The organism is Bacteroides sp. AM32-11AC (assembly GCF_003603515.1).
In the GTDB taxonomy this organism is placed as follows: Bacteria; Bacteroidota; Bacteroidia; order Bacteroidales; family Bacteroidaceae; genus Bacteroides; species Bacteroides uniformis.
Window position 1 is genome coordinate 131,116 of sequence record NZ_QTNH01000003.1, and the last position, 23,572, is coordinate 154,687.

General features: G+C 44.4%; 15 protein-coding genes. 9 read left to right on the forward strand and 6 right to left on the reverse strand.

What is annotated here, in order from left to right; genetic code table 11:
* Positions 1 to 5: 5 nt before the first annotated feature.
* From DW800_RS04440 to DW800_RS04470, 6 genes are all read right to left on the reverse strand, one after another.
* The gene (locus DW800_RS04440) at positions 6 to 935 is read right to left on the reverse strand and encodes a metallophosphoesterase (RefSeq protein ID WP_034532659.1); all 930 of its coding nucleotides are present in this window, start codon (positions 933 to 935) and stop codon (positions 6 to 8) included.
* Positions 936 to 995: 60 nt separating this feature from the next.
* Positions 996 to 3,764, reverse strand: coding sequence for a TonB-dependent receptor (locus tag DW800_RS04445; RefSeq protein ID WP_005834321.1), 2,769 nt, complete (start codon positions 3,762 to 3,764; stop codon positions 996 to 998).
* 273 nt (positions 3,765 to 4,037) lie between these two features.
* Positions 4,038 to 5,285 carry a THUMP-like domain-containing protein gene (locus DW800_RS04450; protein WP_117689116.1) on the reverse strand — a complete coding sequence of 416 codons (1,248 nt, stop codon included), beginning with the start codon at positions 5,283 to 5,285 and terminating at the stop codon, positions 4,038 to 4,040.
* A 200-nt stretch (positions 5,286 to 5,485) separates the two neighbouring features.
* A complete protein-coding gene (locus tag DW800_RS04460) occupies positions 5,486 to 6,253 on the reverse strand; it encodes a M15 family metallopeptidase (protein WP_034529238.1) in 768 nt (255 codons plus the stop codon).
* A gap of 1 nt (position 6,254) precedes the next feature.
* Positions 6,255 to 7,406, reverse strand: coding sequence for a hypothetical protein (locus DW800_RS04465; protein ID WP_227224277.1), 1,152 nt, complete (start codon positions 7,404 to 7,406; stop codon positions 6,255 to 6,257).
* A gap of 476 nt (positions 7,407 to 7,882) precedes the next feature.
* Positions 7,883 to 9,085, reverse strand: a complete 1,203-nt coding sequence (locus DW800_RS04470) for an ROK family transcriptional regulator (RefSeq protein WP_035447319.1) — start codon at positions 9,083 to 9,085, stop codon at positions 7,883 to 7,885.
* A gap of 325 nt (positions 9,086 to 9,410) precedes the next feature.
* Here DW800_RS04470 and DW800_RS04475 point away from each other — a divergent pair, with 325 nt between their 5' ends.
* The 9 genes from DW800_RS04475 (at position 9,411) to DW800_RS04515 (ending at position 23,485) form a co-directional block, all read left to right on the forward strand.
* A complete protein-coding gene (locus DW800_RS04475; protein WP_035447803.1) occupies positions 9,411 to 10,490 on the forward strand; it encodes a DUF4434 domain-containing protein in 1,080 nt (359 codons plus the stop codon).
* A gap of 11 nt (positions 10,491 to 10,501) precedes the next feature.
* Positions 10,502 to 11,926, forward strand: a complete 1,425-nt coding sequence (locus tag DW800_RS04480) for a calcineurin-like phosphoesterase C-terminal domain-containing protein (protein WP_172793031.1) — start codon at positions 10,502 to 10,504, stop codon at positions 11,924 to 11,926.
* Between the two features lie 28 nt (positions 11,927 to 11,954).
* The gene (locus DW800_RS04485; protein ID WP_057281458.1) at positions 11,955 to 13,361 is read left to right on the forward strand and encodes a sugar porter family MFS transporter; all 1,407 of its coding nucleotides are present in this window, start codon (positions 11,955 to 11,957) and stop codon (positions 13,359 to 13,361) included.
* A gap of 17 nt (positions 13,362 to 13,378) precedes the next feature.
* Positions 13,379 to 14,899: an ADP-ribosylglycohydrolase family protein gene (locus tag DW800_RS04490; RefSeq protein ID WP_098032036.1), complete on the forward strand. Its 1,521-nt coding sequence runs from the start codon at positions 13,379 to 13,381 to the stop codon at positions 14,897 to 14,899.
* Positions 14,900 to 14,979: 80 nt separating this feature from the next.
* A complete protein-coding gene (locus DW800_RS04495) occupies positions 14,980 to 16,161 on the forward strand; it encodes an AGE family epimerase/isomerase (RefSeq protein ID WP_098032035.1) in 1,182 nt (393 codons plus the stop codon).
* Positions 16,162 to 16,199: 38 nt separating this feature from the next.
* Entirely contained in the window at positions 16,200 to 19,316 is a 3,117-nt protein-coding gene (locus tag DW800_RS04500) for a SusC/RagA family TonB-linked outer membrane protein (RefSeq protein ID WP_098032009.1), read from the forward strand.
* A 12-nt stretch (positions 19,317 to 19,328) separates the two neighbouring features.
* A complete protein-coding gene (locus DW800_RS04505) occupies positions 19,329 to 20,918 on the forward strand; it encodes a RagB/SusD family nutrient uptake outer membrane protein (protein WP_057281456.1) in 1,590 nt (529 codons plus the stop codon).
* Between the two features lie 49 nt (positions 20,919 to 20,967).
* Positions 20,968 to 22,383 carry a hypothetical protein gene (locus tag DW800_RS04510; protein WP_035447310.1) on the forward strand — a complete coding sequence of 472 codons (1,416 nt, stop codon included), beginning with the start codon at positions 20,968 to 20,970 and terminating at the stop codon, positions 22,381 to 22,383.
* Positions 22,384 to 22,522: 139 nt separating this feature from the next.
* Positions 22,523 to 23,485, forward strand: a complete 963-nt coding sequence (locus DW800_RS04515) for a metallophosphoesterase family protein (RefSeq protein ID WP_035447308.1) — start codon at positions 22,523 to 22,525, stop codon at positions 23,483 to 23,485.
* Positions 23,486 to 23,572 lie beyond the last annotated feature (87 nt).

Genomic DNA, 23,572 nt, shown 5'->3' on the forward strand with positions numbered 1-23,572 from the left:
TTGGATTATTTGCTGCGCGTCACCGTGTGCAATACATTCCCTTTCTTGTCAATCATGCGCAGTTCCAGTGTCTTTTTGCTGGCCGATACAATGGAGAAACCCGGTTCGGGGCTGCAGAATACGGTCCCTTCGATGGGCTTCACCTTGCGGGCGAGCGAACCGGCAGAATTGGTGATATAGTCGATGTCGCTGCCTGCCACGCGTACGTGCTGGAAGTTGTGGATGTGCCCGCAGATGTACATATCCACCTTGTGCTTGCGCAGGATGGGATCGAGACGTGCCTGCATATCCGCGCGTTCGCTCTCGTCCTTCGGGGTTTCGGCATAGATGGGATGGTGTCCGGCAACGATAACCCAGTCCTCTTTGGCGGTAGTCAGTACGGAATCTATCCAGGAAAGTTGTTGCTGGTAATCCTGCTTGCAGGCATCGGGATAGGTCTCGCTTTCGTTGCGGTATTTGTCAATCATCGGGGCGGTGTCTACCCAGAGGATGCGGATGGTAGCGCCGTTGTCCTCGAACGTCTTGGTATAATAACGGGCGGGCATGGTCCAGCGGCGGCTGATATTACTGTAGTCGAGCACAGCCTGCGTATTGCCGCGGTATTCGTGGTTGCCCAGCAGGGGGAACCAGTCTATCATCAGCTCCGGGTGGCTGTAAATAAGTTCGTAGTTGGTCATCCAAAGCGGGTCGTTCACGCTACGTACGCCTTCAAAGTGGTGTACATCGCCGGTGGCAAGAACGAATTCGGGGCCTACTTCTTCTGCCATTTGTCCCATCAGTTCGGCGATGGGCTTTTGGTCGTAGTAGCCGTTACGGCCGAGGTCGTTGGCTACGTAGAAGTTGAACTTCTTGTCGAAGATGGAGTAATCGGTGATTTGGGCAATGGCTGCGTTGCCGAGTAGGGCAATAAACAGTAAAAGGAATATTTTCTTCATTGTCATTATTAAATTGTTGAGTAGTTAATGTTGATAACTTGTTGAGATAGAATTCGCTGTTTAAAAATTAATCTTCACTCCCGCATTCACTTTCACGCCGTAGTATTCTGCCTGCATGGTACGGTCTTTTGTGCCCTGGTAGTAGCGTAGCGGCTGGTTCAGCAGGTTGTTGGCTTCGGCGTAGAAGGTAGTCTTGAACTTCTTTCCGAAGGTATAGCTGGCGTTTACGTCCATATAGTTCACCTTGTCATAGTAGCGGTCGTAGAAGGTGCTTTCTCCCATTTCGTCGATGAAGTCGGAAGCGAAGTTATAGCTCAGGCGCAGATTCAGACCGCCTTTCTCAAAGTATAGGGAAGCATTTGCGGTATGCTCCGGAGAGCCTGGCATGCTCAAGTCTTTCTCATTCTCGCGGCCTTCGAAGTTGAAGTCTTCCACACGGGAGTGGGTGTAGGTGTACGTTCCGTAGAAACCTACACATTTCAGAGCGGGAGCAATGAAGCTGAAGTCGCGCTGGTAGGATAACTCTACCCCTACCAGGTTGGCGTTGCCCGCATTCTTGGGTTGGGTGAAGCGGGTGTAGGTGTTACCCTGGTATTCGTAGTTGGTGCTCACCTGGTCTACGATGAAGTCGTCTATCTTCTTGTAGAAGATGCCGGCGCTTATCAGACCGATGCTGCGGAAGTAGTAGTCGGCACTCAAGTCGAAGTTGTAGGAGACGGTAGGTTTCAGCTCCGGGTTTCCGATGGTGATTTCGTTGTCGGAACGTTTGATGTTCACACTGGGCACGAGGGCCGAGTATTTGGGGCGTGACAAGGTTTGGGTAAACGAACCGCGCACTTTGAAGTCATCGTTTACATTCCACTTTACGAGCAGCGACGGCAGGAAGTTGATGTAGCTGTTGCGCTGACGGTCGGTCTTGCTGGTGAGGTCTTCGTCGGCATCGTAGGTGCGTCCCGTATAGGCAAGGTTGGTGTTCTCTATGCGAAGTCCGGTCATCAGTTCCACGTCTTTTGTCAGTTTTTGGTCGAAGCGGAGGTAGCCGGAAGTCACGGTTTCGCGGGCGTTGAAGTTTCCGGCAAGTTCTTCCTGCACCTGCTCTTTCTCAAAGAGGGAAGCGTTGTTCAAGTCTAAAGAGCCGGTGTATTCCTTGCTGGCGTAGATACCTGCCTGATATTTGTTGTTGGGCATGAAGTTCTTGTTGGTCTGGTCCACTGTATTTGCCAGGCTGTTCGTCATGAAGGCATCCTCGTCCAGAGGAGAGTATTCGTAGAAGTCCACTTCTTTATCCTTGGTCTTGCGCACTACCTTTGCGCCGAACTTCAGCTTGTTGCCGTTCTTGAAGGGAAGTTTGAAGTTGGCGGAGAACTTCAGGTCCTGCTCCTTGATGTCTTCCTGCTGTTCCGTCAGCTCTTTCAGGCTGAATTCATCGTTCAATGTCATGGTAGAGCCTGTTTTGGGGCTGGCAAAGGGTTGGCGTTCGTCGCTCAGGTCCATGTCGAACTTCTGTTTCTTCAGTTGGAAGTCGATGTAGCGTTCGTTGGGACGTTCTTCGCTGGCTTTGGCATAGCTGGCGTGCCAGTCCATGGAGAGGGCGCCGAAGAGGTGTTCGCCGCCGAGGGCAAAGTCCATGGTGCGCTGGCGTTCCAGGCGGGCGTTACGGTTGTCCGGCGTACCGGCTTTGGTCTGTATGCGTACGGTGGCGTTGCCGTCGGGGTCAAGGTCTTTCAGCGTGGTACGGTAGCGGTTCTCCCAGTCGTTGCGGTTGTTGAAGATGCCTTTGAAGGTGAGTTTGTGGTTGGCATTGATGTCCCAGTCCAGTGCGGCGGAGTAGCTTTGGCGTTCGCGGGTGACGTAGTATTGGCGGATTTGGTAGTCGTTGACGTACGTCTTACCGTTGTCATCCTGCTCCCATACAAATTCGGTGTCGTAGGAACCGGAAGGTGAGTTCTGATAGGAGGCCGATACAATCAAGCCGAGTTTGTCGTTGAAGAAGCGGTCGCCGTAGGTGAAGCCAAGGTTCAGTTGCGCCTTTTCGCTCACCCAGTTGTAGCCGGTTCCGGCGGTGGCGGCAATGGTACGCTTGTAGGGGGAGTTCTTGGTGACGAGGTTGATGCTGCCGCCGATGGCGTCGCCGTCCATATCGGCGGTTACTACCTTGTTCACTTCGATGGTCTGAATCATGTCTGCCGGAATGAGGTCGAGCTGTACGTTGCGCGTATCGCCTTCGGCAGAGGGAACGCGGTTGCCGTTGATGGTGACGGAGCTGAGGTCGGCACTCGTGCCCCGCACTTGCCCGAAGCGTGCCTCGCCTTGGTCGTACTGCACGTTGATGCCGGAGATGCGTTTAAGGGCGTCACCGATGTTGGAGTCGGGGAACTTGCCTACCTGGTCGGCAGAGACTACATTCGTAATCCCCATGTTGTTTTTCTGTGAGTTGATGGCACGGCGCTGTCCCTGGAAGGCGCCGCCTACCACCACTTCCTGCAACTCCACGCCTTCGTTCAGTACGACGTCTTTTTCCAGTGTACGGCCTGCGGGGATGGTGATTTTCAGTTCTACGGGAGAGTAGCCCACGTAGCTCACCTTTACTGTATAGGTTCCCGGGTCAAGGTTAGAGAAAGTGTAGAAGCCGTTGACGTCGCTCGTCACGCCAGTGTGTAGTTTCTCGATGTAGATGGATGCGCCCGGGAGAGTTTGTTTAGTGGCGTCGATGATGCGTCCACGTACAGTTCCTTGTTTCGTGACATTTGCTTTTTCGTCGGCAATGGCCGTATTGACGGTGGCGGTGAATAGGAGTAAGAATAAGAATGCTCTCAAAATCTGTTTCATACTTGTTATTATCTGTTAATAATCTGCCGCAAAAGTAGAGGGTTGCCGTTACGTGGAGATTGCGGAGCGTTGAAGAACAGATAACGATTCAGTTACAATGAGGTTACATAAATTCTTGGAGGTAGTACCCTTTCGGCGGTATCTCCCTTTGCCGTCATCTGGCAGACTGATGCTAAAGATGCACGAGATGTGCATCTCGGACTGTATGAGATGTACATATCGAGCAACATGAGATGTACATCTCGTGCAGGGGAAGGTATAGGGGTTGGTGTCTTATCCCGTAGCCTGGCAGCGGATAAGTACCTTCTTCTCGTCTGCCAGAGTAGTGGCAAAGAGATAAGTGCCTCCCCCTTCGGCCAATTTCAGTCGTTTGCGCAGTTCGGCCACGGTGGCGGGGAAGTTGCGCACGGTGAGGTTCGCCTTTTTCTCGGCAGCCAGCATCTCTTTCACTTCTTTCTTGCCGAAGCCGCAGGAGGAGGTAATCCGGAACTTGCGGCCGGGGAAGTCCGGCAGGAAGTGGTCCGAGGTGTAGAGGTGGCTGTTGGGATGCAGTTTTTCCACCTTATACAATGAGGAGAGGCTGCGGAATGCACCGGCTTTCAGCACGGAGGCATTCGGTTCGTAGAGGTATGATTTCAGTTGAGGGGTGTAGGGGCATGCACGCTCCTTCTCCTGCCGGCGGGTGAAGACGAGGGCTTGGGGAGCCGGTACACCGGTGAAGTTGACGCAATGGATGGGGATGTCGTCTGCCGGCACTCCTTCGCCTTGTCCCAGCAAGAGCAGCAGTTCCTTGCATTCGTTGCCCACGGAGACGATGTGTGCCTGGTGGACATGCTTCAAATCGTTCAGGGCAAGGGTGAGGTCGAGCATGGGGGAGAGTTTTACCAGTACGTGTCTTGCCTTGCGCAGCAGCAGTTCTTCGAGGGCGGCTATATCGGGTTCGCAGTCGCCGATGGCTACGGTCTTTCCACCGTGTCCGTCGCGGCGGGCAGGGTCTATGAATATACAGTCCACGGGCTCCATCTCTTGCAGATGGCAGACGCTGTCTGCGTGGCAGACGGAGATGTGGTTCAGGCCGAGGACAGGGAAGTTGTGTGCGGCTATCTGGCAGAGGGTTTCCTGGCGCTCGACGTAAGTGGCATGCCCGAAGCGGGAGGAGAGATAGGCGCAGTCGATGCCGAAACCTCCGGTGAGGTCGGTAAAGGTGCCGGCTGATGCGGGGGTACTGTCCTGCGCGGGATGTTCTTGTTCTGTATGTAGCAGGTTAGTTATAATCTCCGCTTTATACTGTGCCGTTGCTTGGGAGGAGCATTGTTCCAGAGAAAGGTGGGCGGGGTAGAGTATATGCTCGTTCTCGGCCCATGCGGGTATCTTCTCTTTGGCAATCTGCCAGCCGGAAATCTGTGTGATGGCGGCGGGCATGTCTACCGAAGGGTAGCGGCGTGCCTGCAAGGCAAGGCTGCGCACGTCGTCGCGGCGATGCTCGCGGATGAAGCGGAGGGTGTCTTGGGATAAAGGCATGGCTTGGCTTATTTATTCTGATGCAAAGTTATCTCAAAAAGGACAAAGTGGGGCATAAATTCGCAGCTTTCTGTCTGATTATTTTTCAGACACAGATGACGCTGATAATACAGATTAAGAATATAAAAATCCGCGTCATCTGCGTCATCCGCGTCAAAGCGATAGCAAATTTAAGTTTCCGGACAAGCTGGGGGTGAGAGTTAAGGGATGACCCGGTATCGCTCCTTTGCCGTCTGCCTGCTGACGCGGTTGAAGTGCCACCATTCGCTGGGTAGCGGGTGGAATCCGGCTTCTTTCATTACCTGCCGGAGCAGCAGCCGGTTTTCACGTTCTTGTTCCGTAAGCTTGCCTTGTGCCACGAGCACGGCTTCTTCTGTGATGTGGGCTTCCCTGCCCAGATGGTCTACCGGGGTGCCCATGGGCAGAGGAGTTCCTTTATCGTCGAGTATGCTGATGTCCACCGCCAATCCGTAGTTGTGCAGGCCGCCGCCGCGTGAGGGGTTGGAGACATAGATGTATTTGGAGGTTCCTTTCACTACGTCCCACATCTTCTGCTGTACGGACAAGGGGCGCGCTGCGTCGTAGACGATGAGGCTGTAGCCGGGGTACTGTTCTTTCAGTAGGCGTTGTGCCCGCTTCAGGCTTTTCATGGCATCGGGGTGCAGGTAGGCTTCTTTCAGGTCTTCGTATAATAGGGTTCCGGTGAAGTTGTCGGCACGGGTGTACATCAAGTCGATGGCGATGCTGCTGTCCGCTTCGGCGATGTTGACGAAACCGAGGGAGTCCAGGTAGCGGGCTGTCCGGCTTTTAACCGGAGCCGGAGGGACGGGTGCCGCTATGGTGTCGGCGTACGGGATGGTGGTCTCCGTATCTGGGTCTTGTGCCTGCTTTGGCGCTTGTTTTCTGCTACAACCGCATAGTGAGCAGCCAAGCAGCAGATATAACAAGTAAAAGAAATATCGTTCCATCTTACAAGGCATTCTTGGCGGTAAGGATTGATTTCATCAAGGCTATGTCCGAACTGACTTCTCCCTGCATCAAGTATTTGTTTTTCCGTTGGCAGGTGGCTTCGTAAATCTCCTTTGCTTTTGCTGTGTCCTTGTCCCGGTAGAGTGCCAGGGCGCAGAGCAGCCGCTGTTTGGAAGACGTCACATCCTTATATTGCCGGATGTAGGTATCCAGCTCATCGGTATATAATTCTTCTGCCCGTGCGGTCCTCTTTGTCACCAATGCGGTGAAGAGCAGCTCGCAAGCGTTTTCCTTTATCAAAAGTCCGATGACTTCGTGCCGGTGGCTCATTATTTTCTCAAATGCATTGTAGGCGGCTTCCCATTCTTCACAGTCGAGCAGGCGCGAGGCGCTCATCAAGGCTATGGTGACCTGCAGGGCATCTTTGTAGTTGATGTCTCCCGTTTGGCTGAACCATTCGGCAGGCATGTCCTTAGGACGCATGCCCTCTTGCACCAGTGCGTTGATGCGCAGCTGGGTGACCAGTGCCTGCTTGCTCTTGCTGTCCTTGAGAAGCAGGCGCATGTTGTCGGCATCATTGCCGATGCCGCCCATCTTCATGGGGATGCCGTTCATCCCTGCAAGGAGAATGCCAATCAAAGAGAGCATCAGAAGGAAGAATTTCAGCAGGTAAGGCAGCCCGTCTACGGTCAGCAGGGGGAGGAAGGCAAGGATGGCGGTCAGCAGGTTGGCAAGCACTCCACCCAGATTGTACAAGGTGGTTGGGATATCTTCAAGAGGCCTTTCGGGTGGGGTAAGCAGGCATTGGCCTCCCGTTCCGGCAAGGCTGAAACGCTTGATGCATAATTTCCCGTCTTTCCGTATGAAGGTAAGGTTGAAGATGCGGAAGGAGACGAAGCGGTAGCCGGTTGCCAGTCCGCAGACAAGATGCCCGCCTTCGTGCAGAAGCACTTGCAGGAAGATGGAGAACAGCAGAATCAGTATGGCTAACAAGGAAACTCCTACTGTCTCCAGCATGCCGGTTTCGGCAAACTTGCTGTGTAAACCGTCGAACGAGTCTCCCAAAACCAGGACTCTTACACCTATTATTCCTACAAAGCCGATGCATGCCCCGACCATGAATCCTCCGGCCAATTTAAATACTTTCTTCATCCTGATATCTTGATAAATGTGTTTGCCGGCAAAGGTAAAGGATTTTATCTGAAATGCAACAGCTTGCCCCATGTATCATAAAAAGAAAGAGATTGTGATTGCCACAACCTCTTTCCGTCACCTAAACCCACTACGCAGGCTACAGATAGGGAATTATAGTAATATAGATACCCGTAATGATGGCTTCTTGCTTTTCTGTCCTTATCTTAGGGTATACTTTCCCAAATCTTTGTTATGTTCGTAATATTTCCGAGTATATCCTATAGATTCCATCTTCTCTTTATTGACAGTTTAATAATCTGCATTTTCGAATTCCACAATATGAGGCAGTATTGGAAATCGGTTATCATGATGCTGGTTTATTCTGTGCTTTTATCAGTAACCAACTACTGACTCGCTTTTTCAATATTTTTGCATATGATAGTTGCGTTCTTGGTATACTCTTTGTCAATCCCATTATGCTGGCAATGGTCGTTTTAAATTTCGAACATTCTGCTCCGTGCCAGCATGCAGGCCCCAACTACTCCAGCCTTGTCTTTTAGCTTGGAAACAGTCACCGTGGCGTCTTTGTTGACCAGATTCAATGAGTATTTCCTTATTGCCGTTTTGATTGGCTGCACTATATAGTCTCCTGTTGATGATAGTGTACCCCCGATTATTACTAGTTCCGGATTGAATATGCTTATTAATCCAGCTATTTGCCTTCCCAGTTTTTGGCCTATTTCTTCCACTATCTCAATGCATAGCAAGTCCTCTTTATTGACTGCGGTGATGATTTCATCCAAGGTGGGCGGATTTTCTGCAGTCCGTTTTGATAGTATGGAACTTTCTCCGCTACCGATTCTTTCCAACAGGATGCGGTGTAGTGCCGATCCTGAGGCTTCCGTTTCCAGGCATCCTTTTTTGCCGCAGTGGCACAGTATTTCATTATCGAAAACATTGACATGCCCGAATTCTCCGGAAAATCCAGATTTTCCCGTGTATACCTTCCCGTCTATGATGATGCCGATTCCGAGTCCCCAGCTTATGTTGACAAAGATGATGTCCTTTTCCCCTTTGACGCATCCTTGCATATGCTCTCCATAGGTCATGGCCCTTGTGTCGTTGTCTATGCAGACCGGGTATCCTATCTTTTCATTCAGTACATCCGCCAAAGGACGCTCTGAAAAGTTGAACATGCTGAAACTATATCCTGATTCCGGATTTACTCTTCCGGAGATGTTGATGCAGATGTTCATTATCTTCTTGTCGTTGATTTCCGTTCCCTTTATGAAGTTTCGGATGAGTGCACACAGTTCTTCCAAAGCTTCCTGTGTATTTTCGAACTTGTATGGTATGTTCATCTTGATTTCCACCATATCCCCCTTGAAATTGATCAGTCCGATGTTTATGGCAAATTTCTTAATGTCCACTCCAATGAAGTATCCTGATTCCGGGTTGAGTCCGTATAGGCTTGGATGGCGGCCGCTACTGGTCTCCAGTTTCCCATAGTCGTTTATATAGTTGTCCTCACACATTTCATTGATGAATTTGGTGGTTGTGGGCACACTCAGATCGAGTTCCTTGGCCAAATCGGTAATAGTGGAGCTCCCATTATATATATAATGTGTGATGATCCTTTTTTTTAAGAGTGCATTCTTGCTCCCGGTTTCCATTTCTTTTAATAAGTTCTGTTTCATATGTATGTATTTTTATGTTATTTACTCTATTTTGTTTATTATATTAATAAATACGGATTTATTATTCTGAAATATTATGTATTTGATTTGTTATTATGTAAATTGTTTTGTAATTACGCGTTAATATATATTAATTGTAGGTTATATATTAATTAAATACTTTATTAAGTCTTGCAAATATAATAAATATATCTATATTTGCAGCGTGATAATTGAATAATAACAATTAATATCTAAAACAATGAAAAACATAATTGATTTTTTATCTTAAAAAAGTGTATTCGATAGGTTTAATATATAATGGTTGATCTTAATTTTATTAATAATGAAAACACGCAGGGATTTTTTAAAGAGGACCGCTTTGTTCGGTGCGTCTGCATTCATGGCCCCTTCATTGTTGGGGCGAGAGGGTGATGGGGATTGCTTCTTTTCTCAAGAGTCTGCCTCTTCCATGCTAGTTCCCATGGGCGATGCACTTAAAATTACCGGCACGTTCTTGGATGAGATATCCCATGATATTCCCCATCAGAATTGGGGGGAAAGGGAATGGGATCAGGATTTCCGGTATATGCAGAGTATTGGAATTGACACGGTCATAATGATCCGGTCGGGTTATCGCAAATTCATTACTTATCCTTCGGCGCATTTGCTGGGCAAAGGGTGTTATATGCCTTCCGTCGATTTGTTGGACATGTTCCTTCGGCTGGCGGGGAAATATCACATGAAGTTCTATTTTGGTTTATATGATTCGGGCAAGTACTGGGATACCGGTGACCTTTCGTGGGAGGTTGAGGATAACAAGTATGTGATTGATGAGGTGTGGAGCAGGTACGGTGAGAAGTACAAGAGTTTCGGCGGATGGTATATCAGTTGTGAGATAAGCCGTAAGACGAAGGGTGCCATTGATGCCTTTCATGCGATGGGCAAACAATGCAAGGATGTCTCCGGCGGTTTGCCGACTTTTATTTCTCCGTGGATTGACGGGAAAAAGGCCGTGATGGGTACAGATAAGTTGACAAAGGAGAATGCGGTTTCTGTTCAGGAGCATGAAAGGGAGTGGAATGAAATTTTCGATGGCATTCATGATGTGGTTGACGCCTGTGCTTTTCAGGACGGACATATCGATTACGATGAACTGGATGCTTTCTTTACGGTGAACAAAAAGCTGGCTGATAAGTATGGCATGAAATGTTGGACAAACGCTGAAACCTTTGATCGTGACATGCCCATCGACTTTTTGCCTATTAAGTTTGACAAGTTACGGATGAAGCTGGAGGCTGCCAAGCGAGCCGGTTATGACAAGGCCATCACTTTTGAGTTTTCTCATTTTATGAGTCCCCAATCAGCATATTTGCAGGCAGGACACTTGTATAATAGGTATAAGGAATATTTCAATATTAAGTGATTATGAATTTTATGCTCAGATTGTTTTGCAGTTGTTGTCTGTTCTTGGTTGTCTCAATCATGCAGGCTGCAATTTATCCAGATCCCGTTGAAGGCGTGGTGACCTGTAAAGGCAAAGGGCTTGCTGGTGTTGTGGTGACAGATGGTTTTGACGTGGTGCTGACTGATGCTCAGGGCCGTTATGAGTTGCCGCGCAACCGGGATGCTCGGTTTGTATATCTTTCCACGCCTGCAGGTTATCTGCCGCAAGAGGGTGGTGGGCATATCGCTTTCTTTTTCCCGCTTAAGAAAGGCCGTTTAAAGTATGATTTTGAATTGAAGAGGAATCTGAAAGATGATATGAAGCATGTGTTTATGGTACAGACTGATGTGCAAGTCAGCTGTCAGGAGCATTTAGACAGTTATCGTTCTTATGTAGGTAAGGCACGAGCCTTTATGGAAAAGTATGCCAAGGAGCGTGATGCCTTCGTGTTGGATTGTGGTGACATTGTGGGTAATACTCCTGGTTTATACCCAGATTACATTCAAGTGTCTGGCGGTCTGGGATTGCCTGTTTACCGTATCATAGGAAATCATGATATGGAAATGGGTGTACGTTCTTTTGAACATTCATACAAGACCTATGAGGACTATTTTGGTCCCATTTATTATTCTTTCAATCGTGGAAAGGCACATTATATTATACTAGACAATTGTTTTTATATCAATAGGGATTATCGTTATATAGGTTACATTGATGAACGTACACTGCAATGGATAGAGAAAGATTTGGCTTTGGTGCCGAAAGATCATCTGGTATTTGTAATGATGCATATTCCTTCCAGCACTACCAAGGACATCAAGTTCAATGCCTTGCTACCCGACGAGACAAGCAATGCCAATAGTCTGTATGATTTGCTGAAAGACCATGAGGCACACCTCATTACCGGACATACCCATGTGAACGGTAACGTGGTGTTCAACGACCGGTTAATGGAACACAATACAGCTGCTGTATGTGCAGGTTTTTGGAAATCCATGCTTTGTTCTGACGGTACCCCCCAAGGCTTTGGACTTTATGAGGTAGATGGTAATCAGGTGAAGTGGCACTACAAAGCGGTAGATTATCCGCTGGAATACCAGTTTCAGGCTTATGCTCCGGGTAGTTCGAAAGAGTTTCCCGAAGAAGTGCTGGCCAATGTCTGGAATTGGGATGAGCAGTGGAAGGTAGAGTGGTTCGAGAATGGTACTTGTATGGGTGAGATGACCCGTTGTAAAGGTTTGGATCCGGCTGCTGTAGAAGCTTTTTCCGATCGTGAAAAGATGGGTGCACTCTGGGTGAATGCTTTTCCTACCAATCATTTGTTTAAGGCTGTTCCTAAAGATAAAAAGGCTCGCATAGAAGTACTGGTGACCGATCGCTTCGGTACTGTTTATAAGCAACTTGTAAAAGAATAATTTGAATTTAATCGATAAATTTTATACTATGAAATCTTCGGTCAATATTGGTTATGTAGTTTTCTTGTCTGTTGTGGCTGCTTTGGGAGGATTTCTTTTCGGATATGATACAGCAGTCATTTCCGGTACCATTGCCAAGGTAACCGCTCAGTTTAATTTAGATACCATGTCGCAAGGGTGGTATGTGGGCTGTGCGTTGATAGGTTCCATTGTAGGAGTGCTCTTTGCTGGTATTTTAAGTGACAAGCTTGGTCGTAAACGTACCATGATTCTGTCGGCCATACTCTTTTCCATGTCTGCTATCGGTTGTGCGGTATGTGCAGATTTCAATCAGTTGGTGGTTTACCGTATTGTCGGAGGTGTAGGTATCGGTGTGGTTTCCATTGTATCCCCTCTTTATATATCCGAGGTGTCGGTAGCTCAGTATCGTGGACGCTTGGTATCACTTTATCAATTAGCGGTTACCATTGGCTTTTTAGGAGCTTATCTAATGAATTATCAGTTGCTTATGTATGCTGAGACCCATGCAGGAGCTGCCGATAGCTGGTTTAACTGGATTTTTGTGAATGAAGTATGGAGAGGAATGTTGGGAATGGAGACTTTGCCTGCTTTGCTGTTCTTTGCCATTGTCTTTTTTATTCCGGAAAGTCCGCGTTGGCTGATTGTCCGCAATCGTGAAGAACGTGCGGTCAATATTTTGGAGCACATTTACAGCTCTTCCAAAGAAGCGTTGGTGCAATTGAACGAAACGAAGTCTGTTCTTACTTCCGAAACCCAATCAGAGTGGTCCTTGCTTTTGTCGCCGGGTATTATGAAAGCCGTTATTATTGGTGTATGTATAGCCATCCTCGGACAGTTTATGGGAGTGAATGCAGTCTTGTATTATGGTCCTTCCATCTTTGAAGGGGCTGGCCTTTCCGGTGGCGATTCCTTGTTCTATCAGGTGTTGGTGGGGCTAGTCAATACCCTGACTACTGTACTGGCTCTTGCCATTATTGATAAAGTGGGTCGTAAGAAATTGGTGTATTACGGTGTTTCAGGCATGATTCTTTCATTGGTATTGATAGGCTTTTATTTTATTGCCGGAGAATCATGGGGCATTTCAAGCCTATTCCTGCTAGTTTTCTTTTTGTTCTATGTGTTTTGCTGTGCGGTTTCCATTTGCGCAGTCGTGTTTGTATTGCTTTCCGAAATGTATCCAATCCGGGTGCGTGGACTGGCCATGTCCATTGCCGGTTTTGCATTGTGGATAGGTACATACTTGATTGGGCAGCTTACCCCCTGGATGCTCCAAAATCTTACCCCCGCCGGAACATTCTTCCTGTTTGCTGCCATGTGTATTCCCTACATGCTGATAGTTTGGAAACTGGTGCCGGAGACCACCGGAAAATCATTGGAAGAGATTGAACGTTATTGGATGAAAACAAAAAATTGACCTTAATAATAGATATGATGAAAATTAGAAAAATTTTATTGAGTGGTTGTTTGGTGGCAACTTTATGCTCATGTGGTGGTTCTCAAAACGAGAATTTGAATCTTACTCTATCAAAAGATGCTCTGTTTGATAAAGTAAAAGGTGCTTGGGCCGGTCAGGTTATCGGCTGTACGTATGGAGGTCCTACAGAGTTCCGCTATCTGTCTACTATGATTCCGGATTCGATAGTGATGCCTTGGGGACCGGGTGAAATTAAAAAATGGTACGATGGTGGTGGCGGCCTTTATGACGATGTATATGTCGACCTGACTTTTGTGGAGACTTTTGAAAGATGCGGTTTGGATGCTCCGGCCGATTCTTTTGCCACAGCCTTTTTGGCTAAAGAATACCCTTTGTGTCATGCCAATCAGATGGCCCGTTACAATCTTCTTCATGGCTTGACTCCTCCTGCCAGCGGGCATTGGAAAAATAATCCCCATGCCAATTGTCTGGATTTTCAGATTGAAGCGGATTTTGCAGGTATCATGGCTCCAGGTATGGTAAATAGTGCTACTGAAATTTGCGATCGTGTAGGACACATCATGGCGTATGGCGATGGCTGGTATGGTGGTGTATATGTAGCAGCCATGTACTCTTTGGCTTATGTGAGCGATGATGTTGAGTATGTTGTGACAGAAGCGTTGAAGTCTATCCCTCAAGAGACTACTTTCTATGAGTGTATGACTGATGTTATCAACTGGTATAAGCAATATCCAAAGGATTGGAAGAAATGTTGGGAAGAAATAGAGAAGAAATGGGGAAGTAGCGATATTGATTGTCCCAGTTGTGTAGAAGTTCCTGCTAATATTGGAACTTGTGTAAATGGTGCGTATATCATTTTAGGATTGCTTTATGGACAAGGTGATTTTGAGAAGACGATTGATATTTCTACACGTGCCGGCCAAGATTCTGATTGTAATCCGGCTTCTTCCGGGGGAATTTTGGGAACAATGATTGGGTATAATCGCATTCCCGAGAAATTCAGAAAAGAGTTGACTGTGGTCGCGGATACTCCTTTTAATAATGCGGTGAGCTTTAATAAAGGTTGTGAATTGAGTTTTGAGCACGCTTTACAAATGATAGAAAAAAACGGTGGAAAAGTTGGAGGTGATGAAGTGATTATCCACTTCCAAGAGCCGGAATCAGTGCAACTGGAAATTAGTTTCGAAGGTTTGAAGCTTGATAAGAAAGTGGCAGTGGAGAATTGGATTGCTGATTTCCCAACTTTCGAATTTGAAGGTGTAGGAGCTGTAATTGAAGGTGAATTGAAAGGTGAGAATGTGCCCGAAGATTATGTTGCTGAGTTGGAGGTTTATTTCAATGATAGATTGATTGAAGTATGCAAGCTTCCGTTGAAGTATAATCACCGTAAGCATGAGCTGTTCTTTAATTATGTACAGCCTTATAGTAAATATGCAGTGACTTGTAAATGGGTAAACCCCGTTGAAGGAGCTGATATTTGGGTGAGAAATATAATTTCTTATACAACAGATAAATAATGTGAATGTAAAGGGCTGGTTTAGATGCATGCTGGATAAATAACGTTTCCAGCCCTGCTTTTTAAAAAAGAAAGAAGATGATGGATCTTAAGAAATTGGCGAATCAGTATAAGGACGAACTTATGAATAATGTTCTTCCTTTTTGGTTGGATCATTCCCAAGACACCGAATACGGTGGCTATTTTACTTGTCTGGATCGGGAGGGGAATATTTTCGACACGGATAAATTTATCTGGCTGCAAGGTCGGGAAGTATGGATGTTCTCCATGCTTTACAATAGGGTGGAGAAGCGTCAGGAGTGGCTTGATTGTGCCATTCAGGGTGGTGAGTTCTTGAAGAAATACGGGCACGATGGAAATTACAACTGGTATTTTTCATTGGATCGTGCAGGACATCCGTTGGTAGAGCCTTATAATATCTTTTCATACACTTTTGCAACGATGGCATTCGGGCAACTGAGTTTGGCCACCGAAAACCAAGAGTATGCGGATATAGCTAAAAAGACTTTTGACATTGTTTTGTCGAAAGTCGATAATCCGAAAGGAAAATGGAATAAGCTTCATCTGGGAACAAGAAACCTTAAAGGTTTTGCTTTGCCTATGATTCTATGTAACCTGGCATTAGAAATAGAGCATTTGCTTGACGAGGATTTTTTGGTAGAAACAATGGATACGTGCATTCACGAGGTGATGGAGGTGTTCTTGCGTCCGGAACTTGGAGGAATTATTGTTGAGAGCCTGAATGGCGACAATAGTTTGGTAGACTGTTTTGAAGGACGTCAGGTTACTCCGGGGCATGCCATTGAAGCCATGTGGTTTATCATGGATTTGGGTAAGCGGTTGAAACGCCCGGAATTGATAATGAAGGCTAAGAACACGGCTTTGAAGATGTTGGAATATGGTTGGGATAATGAATTTGGCGGTATCTATTATTTTATGGATCGCAAGGGATTCCCTCCCCAGCAATTGGAGTGGGATCAGAAACTCTGGTGGGTGCATATAGAGACGCTGATTTCATTGCTTAAAGGCTATCGGTTGACCGGAGACGAAAAATGTTTGGAGTGGTTTGAAAAAGTACATGGTTATGTATGGACGCATTTCAAGGATCAAGAATATCCGGAATGGTTTGGCTATTTGAATCGTAGAGGTGAAGTTCTGTTGCCTTTGAAGGGTGGCAAGTGGAAAGGTTGTTTCCATGTTCCCAGAGGGCTCTATCAATGCTGGAAGACCTTGGAAGAGATTGTTCTGGATAAACAATATTAAAAACTAATTCAATTGTTCGATTTTAAATTCTAGTTAAAATGAAAAACAAGTATTTTTGTTGGCTGTTCTTGTTGTTCACTTTGGTAAGTTTAGGTGCAAGTGCCCAAGTGAAGGTAGAGGGTAGTGTGTTCGACGAGATGGATAATCCGTTGATAGGTGTATCTGTTTTTACAGAGAATCGCAAGACTGGTGCAGTGACAGATGTGGATGGTCATTTTACGATTACTGTGCCCAATACTAAAGTGTCATTAACCTTTTCTTATGTAGGATATACTACTCAAAAGATTGCTCTGAAAGATAGAAAGCTTTTGAAAGTGGTTTTGAAAGAGGATTCCGAATTGTTGGATGAAGTGGTGGTAGTAGGCTATGGCACACAGAAAAAAATCAGTGTAACAGGTTCTATTGCTCAAGTGGGTAACAAAGAGTTGAAGAAGGCTCCAAGCGGGACACTTTCTAATATGTTAGCTGGACGTATTCCGGGGTTGATTGCTAAACAAAGCAGTGGACAGCCTGGGCAGGATGGTTCAAATCTTTATATTCGTGGTACAGGTGCTGGTGACGGTAACGCTTTGGTAGTAGTGGATGGTGTGATACAAGATTATTTTCCCTCTTTTTCTCCAGATGAAGTAGAATCAGTTACTATTTTGAAGGATGCCACAGCTGCTGCCGTGTATGGCGTACGTGCTGCTGCCGGTGTAATTTTGGTAACGACAAAACGTGGTACTGTACAAAAACCGACTGTAACGTTGAATTCTTCCGTTACGTTGAGCCAGAATACTAATTTTCCGAAATTTTTGAATGGTCCGGATTATGCCTATTGGTATAATAAAGCTCAGTTGATGGATGGTGTAGCTGAGGAGAATTTACGTTTTTCTCCCGAAGATATTGAACGTATAAATAATCCTGGAGAGGATGAAGAGATCTATGGTAATACAGACTGGTTTGATTTGCTTTTTAAAAATGTAGCTCCTACATATACGAATACGGTTTCTGTTTCTGGTGGTAATGAGCGTATCAAGTTCTTTGCTTCTTTGGGAGCTTATAATCAGGAAGGTATTGTCGAAAACACATCTTATGATAAGTATAATTTCCGTTCAAACTTGGATGCTAAGGTAACTAATAATATTGATTTTTCTTTGAATTTATCTGGGTTTGTAGATGACCAGCGTTCACCGGGTGCTTCTGTTGGTCCGAATGCTTATGCGGGAGTATTCCAACAAGCGATGTTGTCTTATCCTTATTTGAGGCCTTATACCAAAGACGGTATGCCTATAGCAAGTCAAAATACAGCAGGTAATGGTAATAATAACCCTTTAGGTGCCAGAGACTTGTCTGGATATCAATCAAGTAAGACTACTAAGTTTCAAGGTGATATTTCTTTATGTTATAAGTTGCCTATCAAGGGGCTTTCAGCAAAATTGGATGCTGCTTTTTTGAAGAGTCATTCAATGAGGAAAGCTGCAATGACACCGTATAATGTTTATTCTTGGAATCAAACGACACATCAGGGTAATGTTGAAAAAGGGCGTATCTGTTCAATGGCATCTGTCTCACACTGGTACGGTTCCCAGCAGCGTTATACGATAAGACCTACCATTGAATATGCTAATAAATTTGGTAAGCACGATGTCTCAGGTTTGTTCTTGTATGAATATGCCAGAGAAGATTATGAAGGAATATCTGCTGGACGGGAGGATTTTCCGATTACAGATATAATGGATATGAGTTACGGTTTGAAAGTCAGCGAAAATTTAGTCAAGGGCAGTCATAGTAATGACAAACGTGCAGGCTATGTTATGCGTTTTAATTATGCTTATGATGAAAAGTATCTGCTTGAGTTTACAGGACGTGTGGATGCTTCTACTGCACTTCCGGCTCATAACCGTTGGGGCTTTTTCCCTGCCGTTTCTGTCGGTTGGCGAATTTCTCAAGAAGATTTCTTTAAAGAAGCCGTTCCTTTTATGGATAATTTAAAGATTCGTGCTTCTATAGGACGTTTAGGTAGTGATCGTGCTATTGAGAGCACTATGACTTATTTTTCTACAGCAACCTTATCTGCTGACCCCGTAGTCGTATTTGGTACTAATGCTTTGAAAGATATAGGTATGAGTGGGCCTATTTGTCCGGATTTGAAATGGCAATTGACTGATACCTATAATATTGGTGTTGAGTCTAATATGTGGAATGGCCTATTGGGGCTTGAATTGGATGTATTCTACATGAAGACCACTCGTTCTCTGGAAGGTCAGTCTGGGAAATTTCCACCTTCTTTAGGCAGTTACTTCCCGGGATATATTAACTATGGTTCACATGACAATCGTGGTTTTGAATTGGTATTGACGCACCATAATAAAATTCGAGATTTTAATTATCATGTACGAGGCAACTTGTCATGGGCTCGTAACAAAATCTTGAAAGTTACAGAAGATGCTAATGTGCCGATTTATAAACGTGCTACAGGGCAAAGTATGGGACGCTATTTGGGATTCGTTGCAGAAGGATTATTTCAATCGGAAGAAGAAATAGCTCACAGCGCTTTGTTTGAAGGGTCTACAAATACAAAACCAGGTGATATTAAATTGAAAGACATTAACGGTGATGGAAAGATTACTTGGGATCAAGATATGGTACCCATTGGTCGTAGTAGTATTCCGGAAATGGTATTTGGATTAAATTTAGGAGCTGAATGGAAGGGATTTGATTTCAGTATGTTCTGGCAGGGAGCTGCTATGTTCGATGTGAATTTATGCGGTATTTATGATAGTGGAATTCGTGACGATACGTTCTATACCCGTCCGTTTTATGCTGATGGAAATACCCCTTATTATTTGGTGGAAGGCTCTTGGCGTCCTGATAATCCCAATGCAAAATTTCCTCGTTTAGGGATTGAGGCTCGCGATAATGGTGGAAAATTCTCTTCTTGGTGGGTAAAAGATGGTACATATTTACGTTTGAAATCAGTTCAGTTAGGTTATACACTTCCTAAGAAATTGACGGAAAAGGCTGGATTTAGAACTATTCGTGCTTATGTGAGTGGTGGTAATTTGCTGACTATTTGTGGACTGGATTATATGGATCCGGAAATGCCTGGAGTAAATCAAGGATATTATCCTCAGCAGCGTACTTATGAATTTGGTTTAAACATTACTTTCTAAAAATTTAATCAGATGAAATCTATAAAGAAAATATTAACGGTATTCACTTCTACTTGTTTCATATTGGGTAGTTGTGATATTGATCCAACATTAACATCTTCATATCCTTCTGATATTATTTGGTCGAATGAATCTAACTTGATTACTTATATCAATGGTTATTATTCATTGGTGGGTGGTTATTATGGACTTGGAGGTGAAGCTTGTACTGATATGTTGAAGCAGAATAATCCTGTATCTGATTATAATCAATTCGTTTTTGGTTCGATGCCTATAACAACTACTAGTAATATGTTTGATACTTGGGGGGGGAGCCACTCCTCACAATTGTCTTTGACTCGTTTTTTGGAAAATCTAGAAAAGAATCGAACTAATTTTTCAGACTCGATTGCTACACTTGCTGAAGCACAAGTCCGCTTTTTCCGTGGTGTAACTTGTTTTAATTTAGCTAAATGCTATGGTGGGCAATATATAATCTATAGACAACTTCCTGTGTTAGGTGAGAAAAATCATCCGCTTTGTTCTTCTCAAGAAGGTTGGGATTTTATTTATGAGGATTTGAAGTTTGCCGCCGAACATTTGCCTACAAAAGATAAAGTGGAATTGGGATGCTTGAGCAGTGGTGCTGCTTATGGTATGTTGGCTCGTGCTATGTTATATGCTGAACGTTGGAAAGAAGCTTCTGATGCAGCAGCTCAGGTAATGAACCAAGATTATGAGCTATATGAAGATTACGGTAAACTGTTTACCAATTCGCGTTTGGTGCCGGTTGAAAATAAAGAAAGTGTCATAGAATTCGGATATCTGAAGGATAAGTTCACTTATTCTTTTGATTATTTCTATTGTCCGCCAAGTGATGGTGGTTATGCTGAGATTTCTCCTACAGAAGATTTGGTTTCTTCTTATCAAATGGCTGATGGTAGTGAATTTGATTGGGATAATCCTGAGATGGCTGCTAATCCTTATGAAGGGCGTGAGCCGCGTTTTTATGCAACAATCTTGTATAACGGTTGTCAATGGAAAGGGGAAACTTTATATACTTATGAGGGTAGTAAGGATGGTTTTGGCTTGGGAGGAGGTACTACCAGTACAGGCTACTACATGCGTAAGTTGATGAAAGAAGCCATTCAACCCAAAGGCACGAGTTTTACTGGTCAGGGAGATTTGACTTATTATTATATGCGTTATGCTGAAGTGCTGTTAATTTATGCAGAGGCCATGGCGATGCAGGATAAGTTGCCGGAGGCTTTAGATGCTTTAAATCAGGTCAGGAGAAGAGCTGGTTTTACTAAGGATTTAACGGCTGCTACCCAAACAGAATTCATGAAATTACTTCGCCATGAGAGAAAGATTGAACTGGCTTTTGAAGGCCATCGTTTTTGGGATCTTCGCCGTTGGGGGTTGGCATCTACTGTACTGAACGGTACAAGTATGCATGGAGTGAAGCCGATTAAGGTCGGTGATAATGAATTTACATACGAAGTTGTAGATATTGATGGCGGCAAGACCCGTGTTTGGGAAGAACGTTATGCCAGATTCCCTATACCCCTTGGTGAAATAGAACAGAATGAAGCAGTTCAACAGTTTGATGAATGGAAGTAAAAAATCAATTTATTTGCTGAATGTATTAACTTGAAAATAAAAATTAACCATGAAAATATTAAGTAAATTATCAGTAATCGCTTGTTTGTGTTGGGCTACATTGGCATCGTGTGAGTCTCCTGATTATGAAACAGGCCGTACTGCTCAAGTGAACGGACTGATGAGTGTTACCATACAGATTCCGGGAAATCCATCGAAATTTGCAGCCACCAAGACTGGACCTTATGAAGAAAATGAAGAGATTATTGTTAAGGTACCTACGACAGATGAAACCCCGTTGGATCTAACACGTCTTATCTGCATGGTGAATGTAGAACACAATTGTTATGTTACTCCTGCGGTTGGTGGTGAGATGGATTTTACAAATCCTTATCCTATAACGGTAGTGGATGCATTGGGAAATAAGCATCATAACACGATTCGTGTAGTGCCTACTCCTCCGAAGACTAAATATGCTAAATTATGGGAGAAAAATGCCGCTTTACTGAATATGTCATCTAATACTACCGGTTTGGCTTTCTATCAGAACTACTTGGCTATTCAAGAGTACAATGCTCCTATTAAATTGTATGATAGAAATAGCGGTGAGTTTGTGAAGGAAATCCCTGCAGCAAGTACCTTTATGATGAGAGCTCGTACAGATGATGCCGGTCATTTGATTACAAACCGTGAAAATGTTTATGGTGCAGGATTTATGGTCTATTACTATTCAGAGGAGACTCAAGAACATATTAATCTATTGAATTGGACAGCTGATGCAGGATGTCCCGATGATTTGGGTTATAACATGAGTGTGAAGGGGGATGTAACTAAAGGAGTAGCTTATATTTATGGTATGTGTCCTCATAATATGGAAATTTATTATTGGAAATTGGAGGATGGTCAATTGGTAACTCCTGATGCAAAACCGAATGTACTTCGTTATGGCCCTGCTGGTGGCGATTGGACCAGCGCTCCAATGATACAACGTGCAACTCTTGAAGATGATTCTAAGCATTATATTGCTTATAATCGCTATTCTGGCGCTACCGGCGATGACGCTGCTTATAAAGCTAAATTTAGTATGTTTACTCCGGCTTATGAAATTACGTCTTTGAATCAAGACAATCACGAGTATCGCATCTTAGGATTTAATGTGTTCAATATTGAAAACGAGACTTATTTAGCGTTGAACGACCAGCAAGCGGACACTTGGTCTGGTGGCGTTTCTACATTGAGTGTTTATGATATTACCGACCCGTCTAAGATGGAATTGGGACCTGATGATGCAGGTTATGATAAGTTCTGTTTATTCAGGGGTGAATGGTCTCCTTATGCTACAAGTTATAACTCTTGGGGTGATTTGACTACTGCCATTGTGCCTACAGATACTGGATATGATATTTATATTGCAACTTGTGTGATTGGTGGTGATACATCCCAAACAACAATACGCATGTATAAGATGACTTGGTATCGCCAATAAGAAGTAACATGTAGCTGGTGATTGATAGGCGGGAATTCGTCTTAAGAGTGATAATCCCGCCTATTTTTGTTTTTTGGGTTTTTATTAATTAGTTTATCGGACTTAGATTATGACATGTAAGAAAGTACTTTTTTCCCTTATGGCTTTATTGAATATTTTTACAGTATGGGGACAAAAAGAGACATTGAAATTCAATCAGAATAGAACATTTAAAATAGTACAGTTTACGGATGTCCATTATAAATATGATGATCAGGTCAATTCTCAGGTAGCACTGGATCGTATGAATGAGGTCTTGGATATAGAGAAGCCCGAATTTGTAATATTCACGGGAGATGTTGTGGTTTCTAACGAATCTTTTAAAGGGTTGGATATAGTGTTGGACGTTTGTATCAAACGTAATATTCCTTTTGCTGTCGTATTTGGTAATCATGACGACGAATACGATCATACCCGTCCGGAACTCTATGACTATATTGCGAAGAAGAAAGGCAGTCTAATGCCTACCCGTATAAGTGAGGTGGTTCCGGATTATGTGCTGACTGTGAAATCTTCAAAAGATAAGAATAAAGATGCGGCATTACTGTATTGCATTGATTCTCATTCTTATACTCAAATTAAGTCAGTTCCGGGTTATGATTGGATTAAATTTAATCAGATAGCTTGGTATCGTGAGCACAGTAAGAAGTTTGCAGAAAACAACGGAGGTATACCTCTGCCTGCATTGGCTTTTTTCCATATTGCTCTCCCAGAATATAAAGATGCATTACTGGAAGATAAAAACCGTTTGTTTGGTTGTAAGGGAGAAATGGTATGTTGTCCAACTACCAATTCTGGCTTTTTCACTTCAGTTAAGGAGTGTGGTGATGTGATGGGTATCTTCGTTGGACATGATCATGATAATGATTATGCAGTAGCATATAAAGAAGTGTTGTTGGCTTATGGTCGTTATACAGGTGGAAAAACTGTTTATAATGATTTGTCTTCTAATGGAGCTCGTGTCATTGTTTTGCATGAAGGTGAACGTAGGTTTGATACTTATATTCGCGTAGCTAATAATGAGATGGAATCTTTTGTCACTTTTCCCAACAGCTTCTATTAATAGAAATTATACTTTCAAAAAAGGTAATTATGAAATATTTATTATTGTTTCTTTTTTCTCTGTTTTGTACTGTGAATATGTACTCTA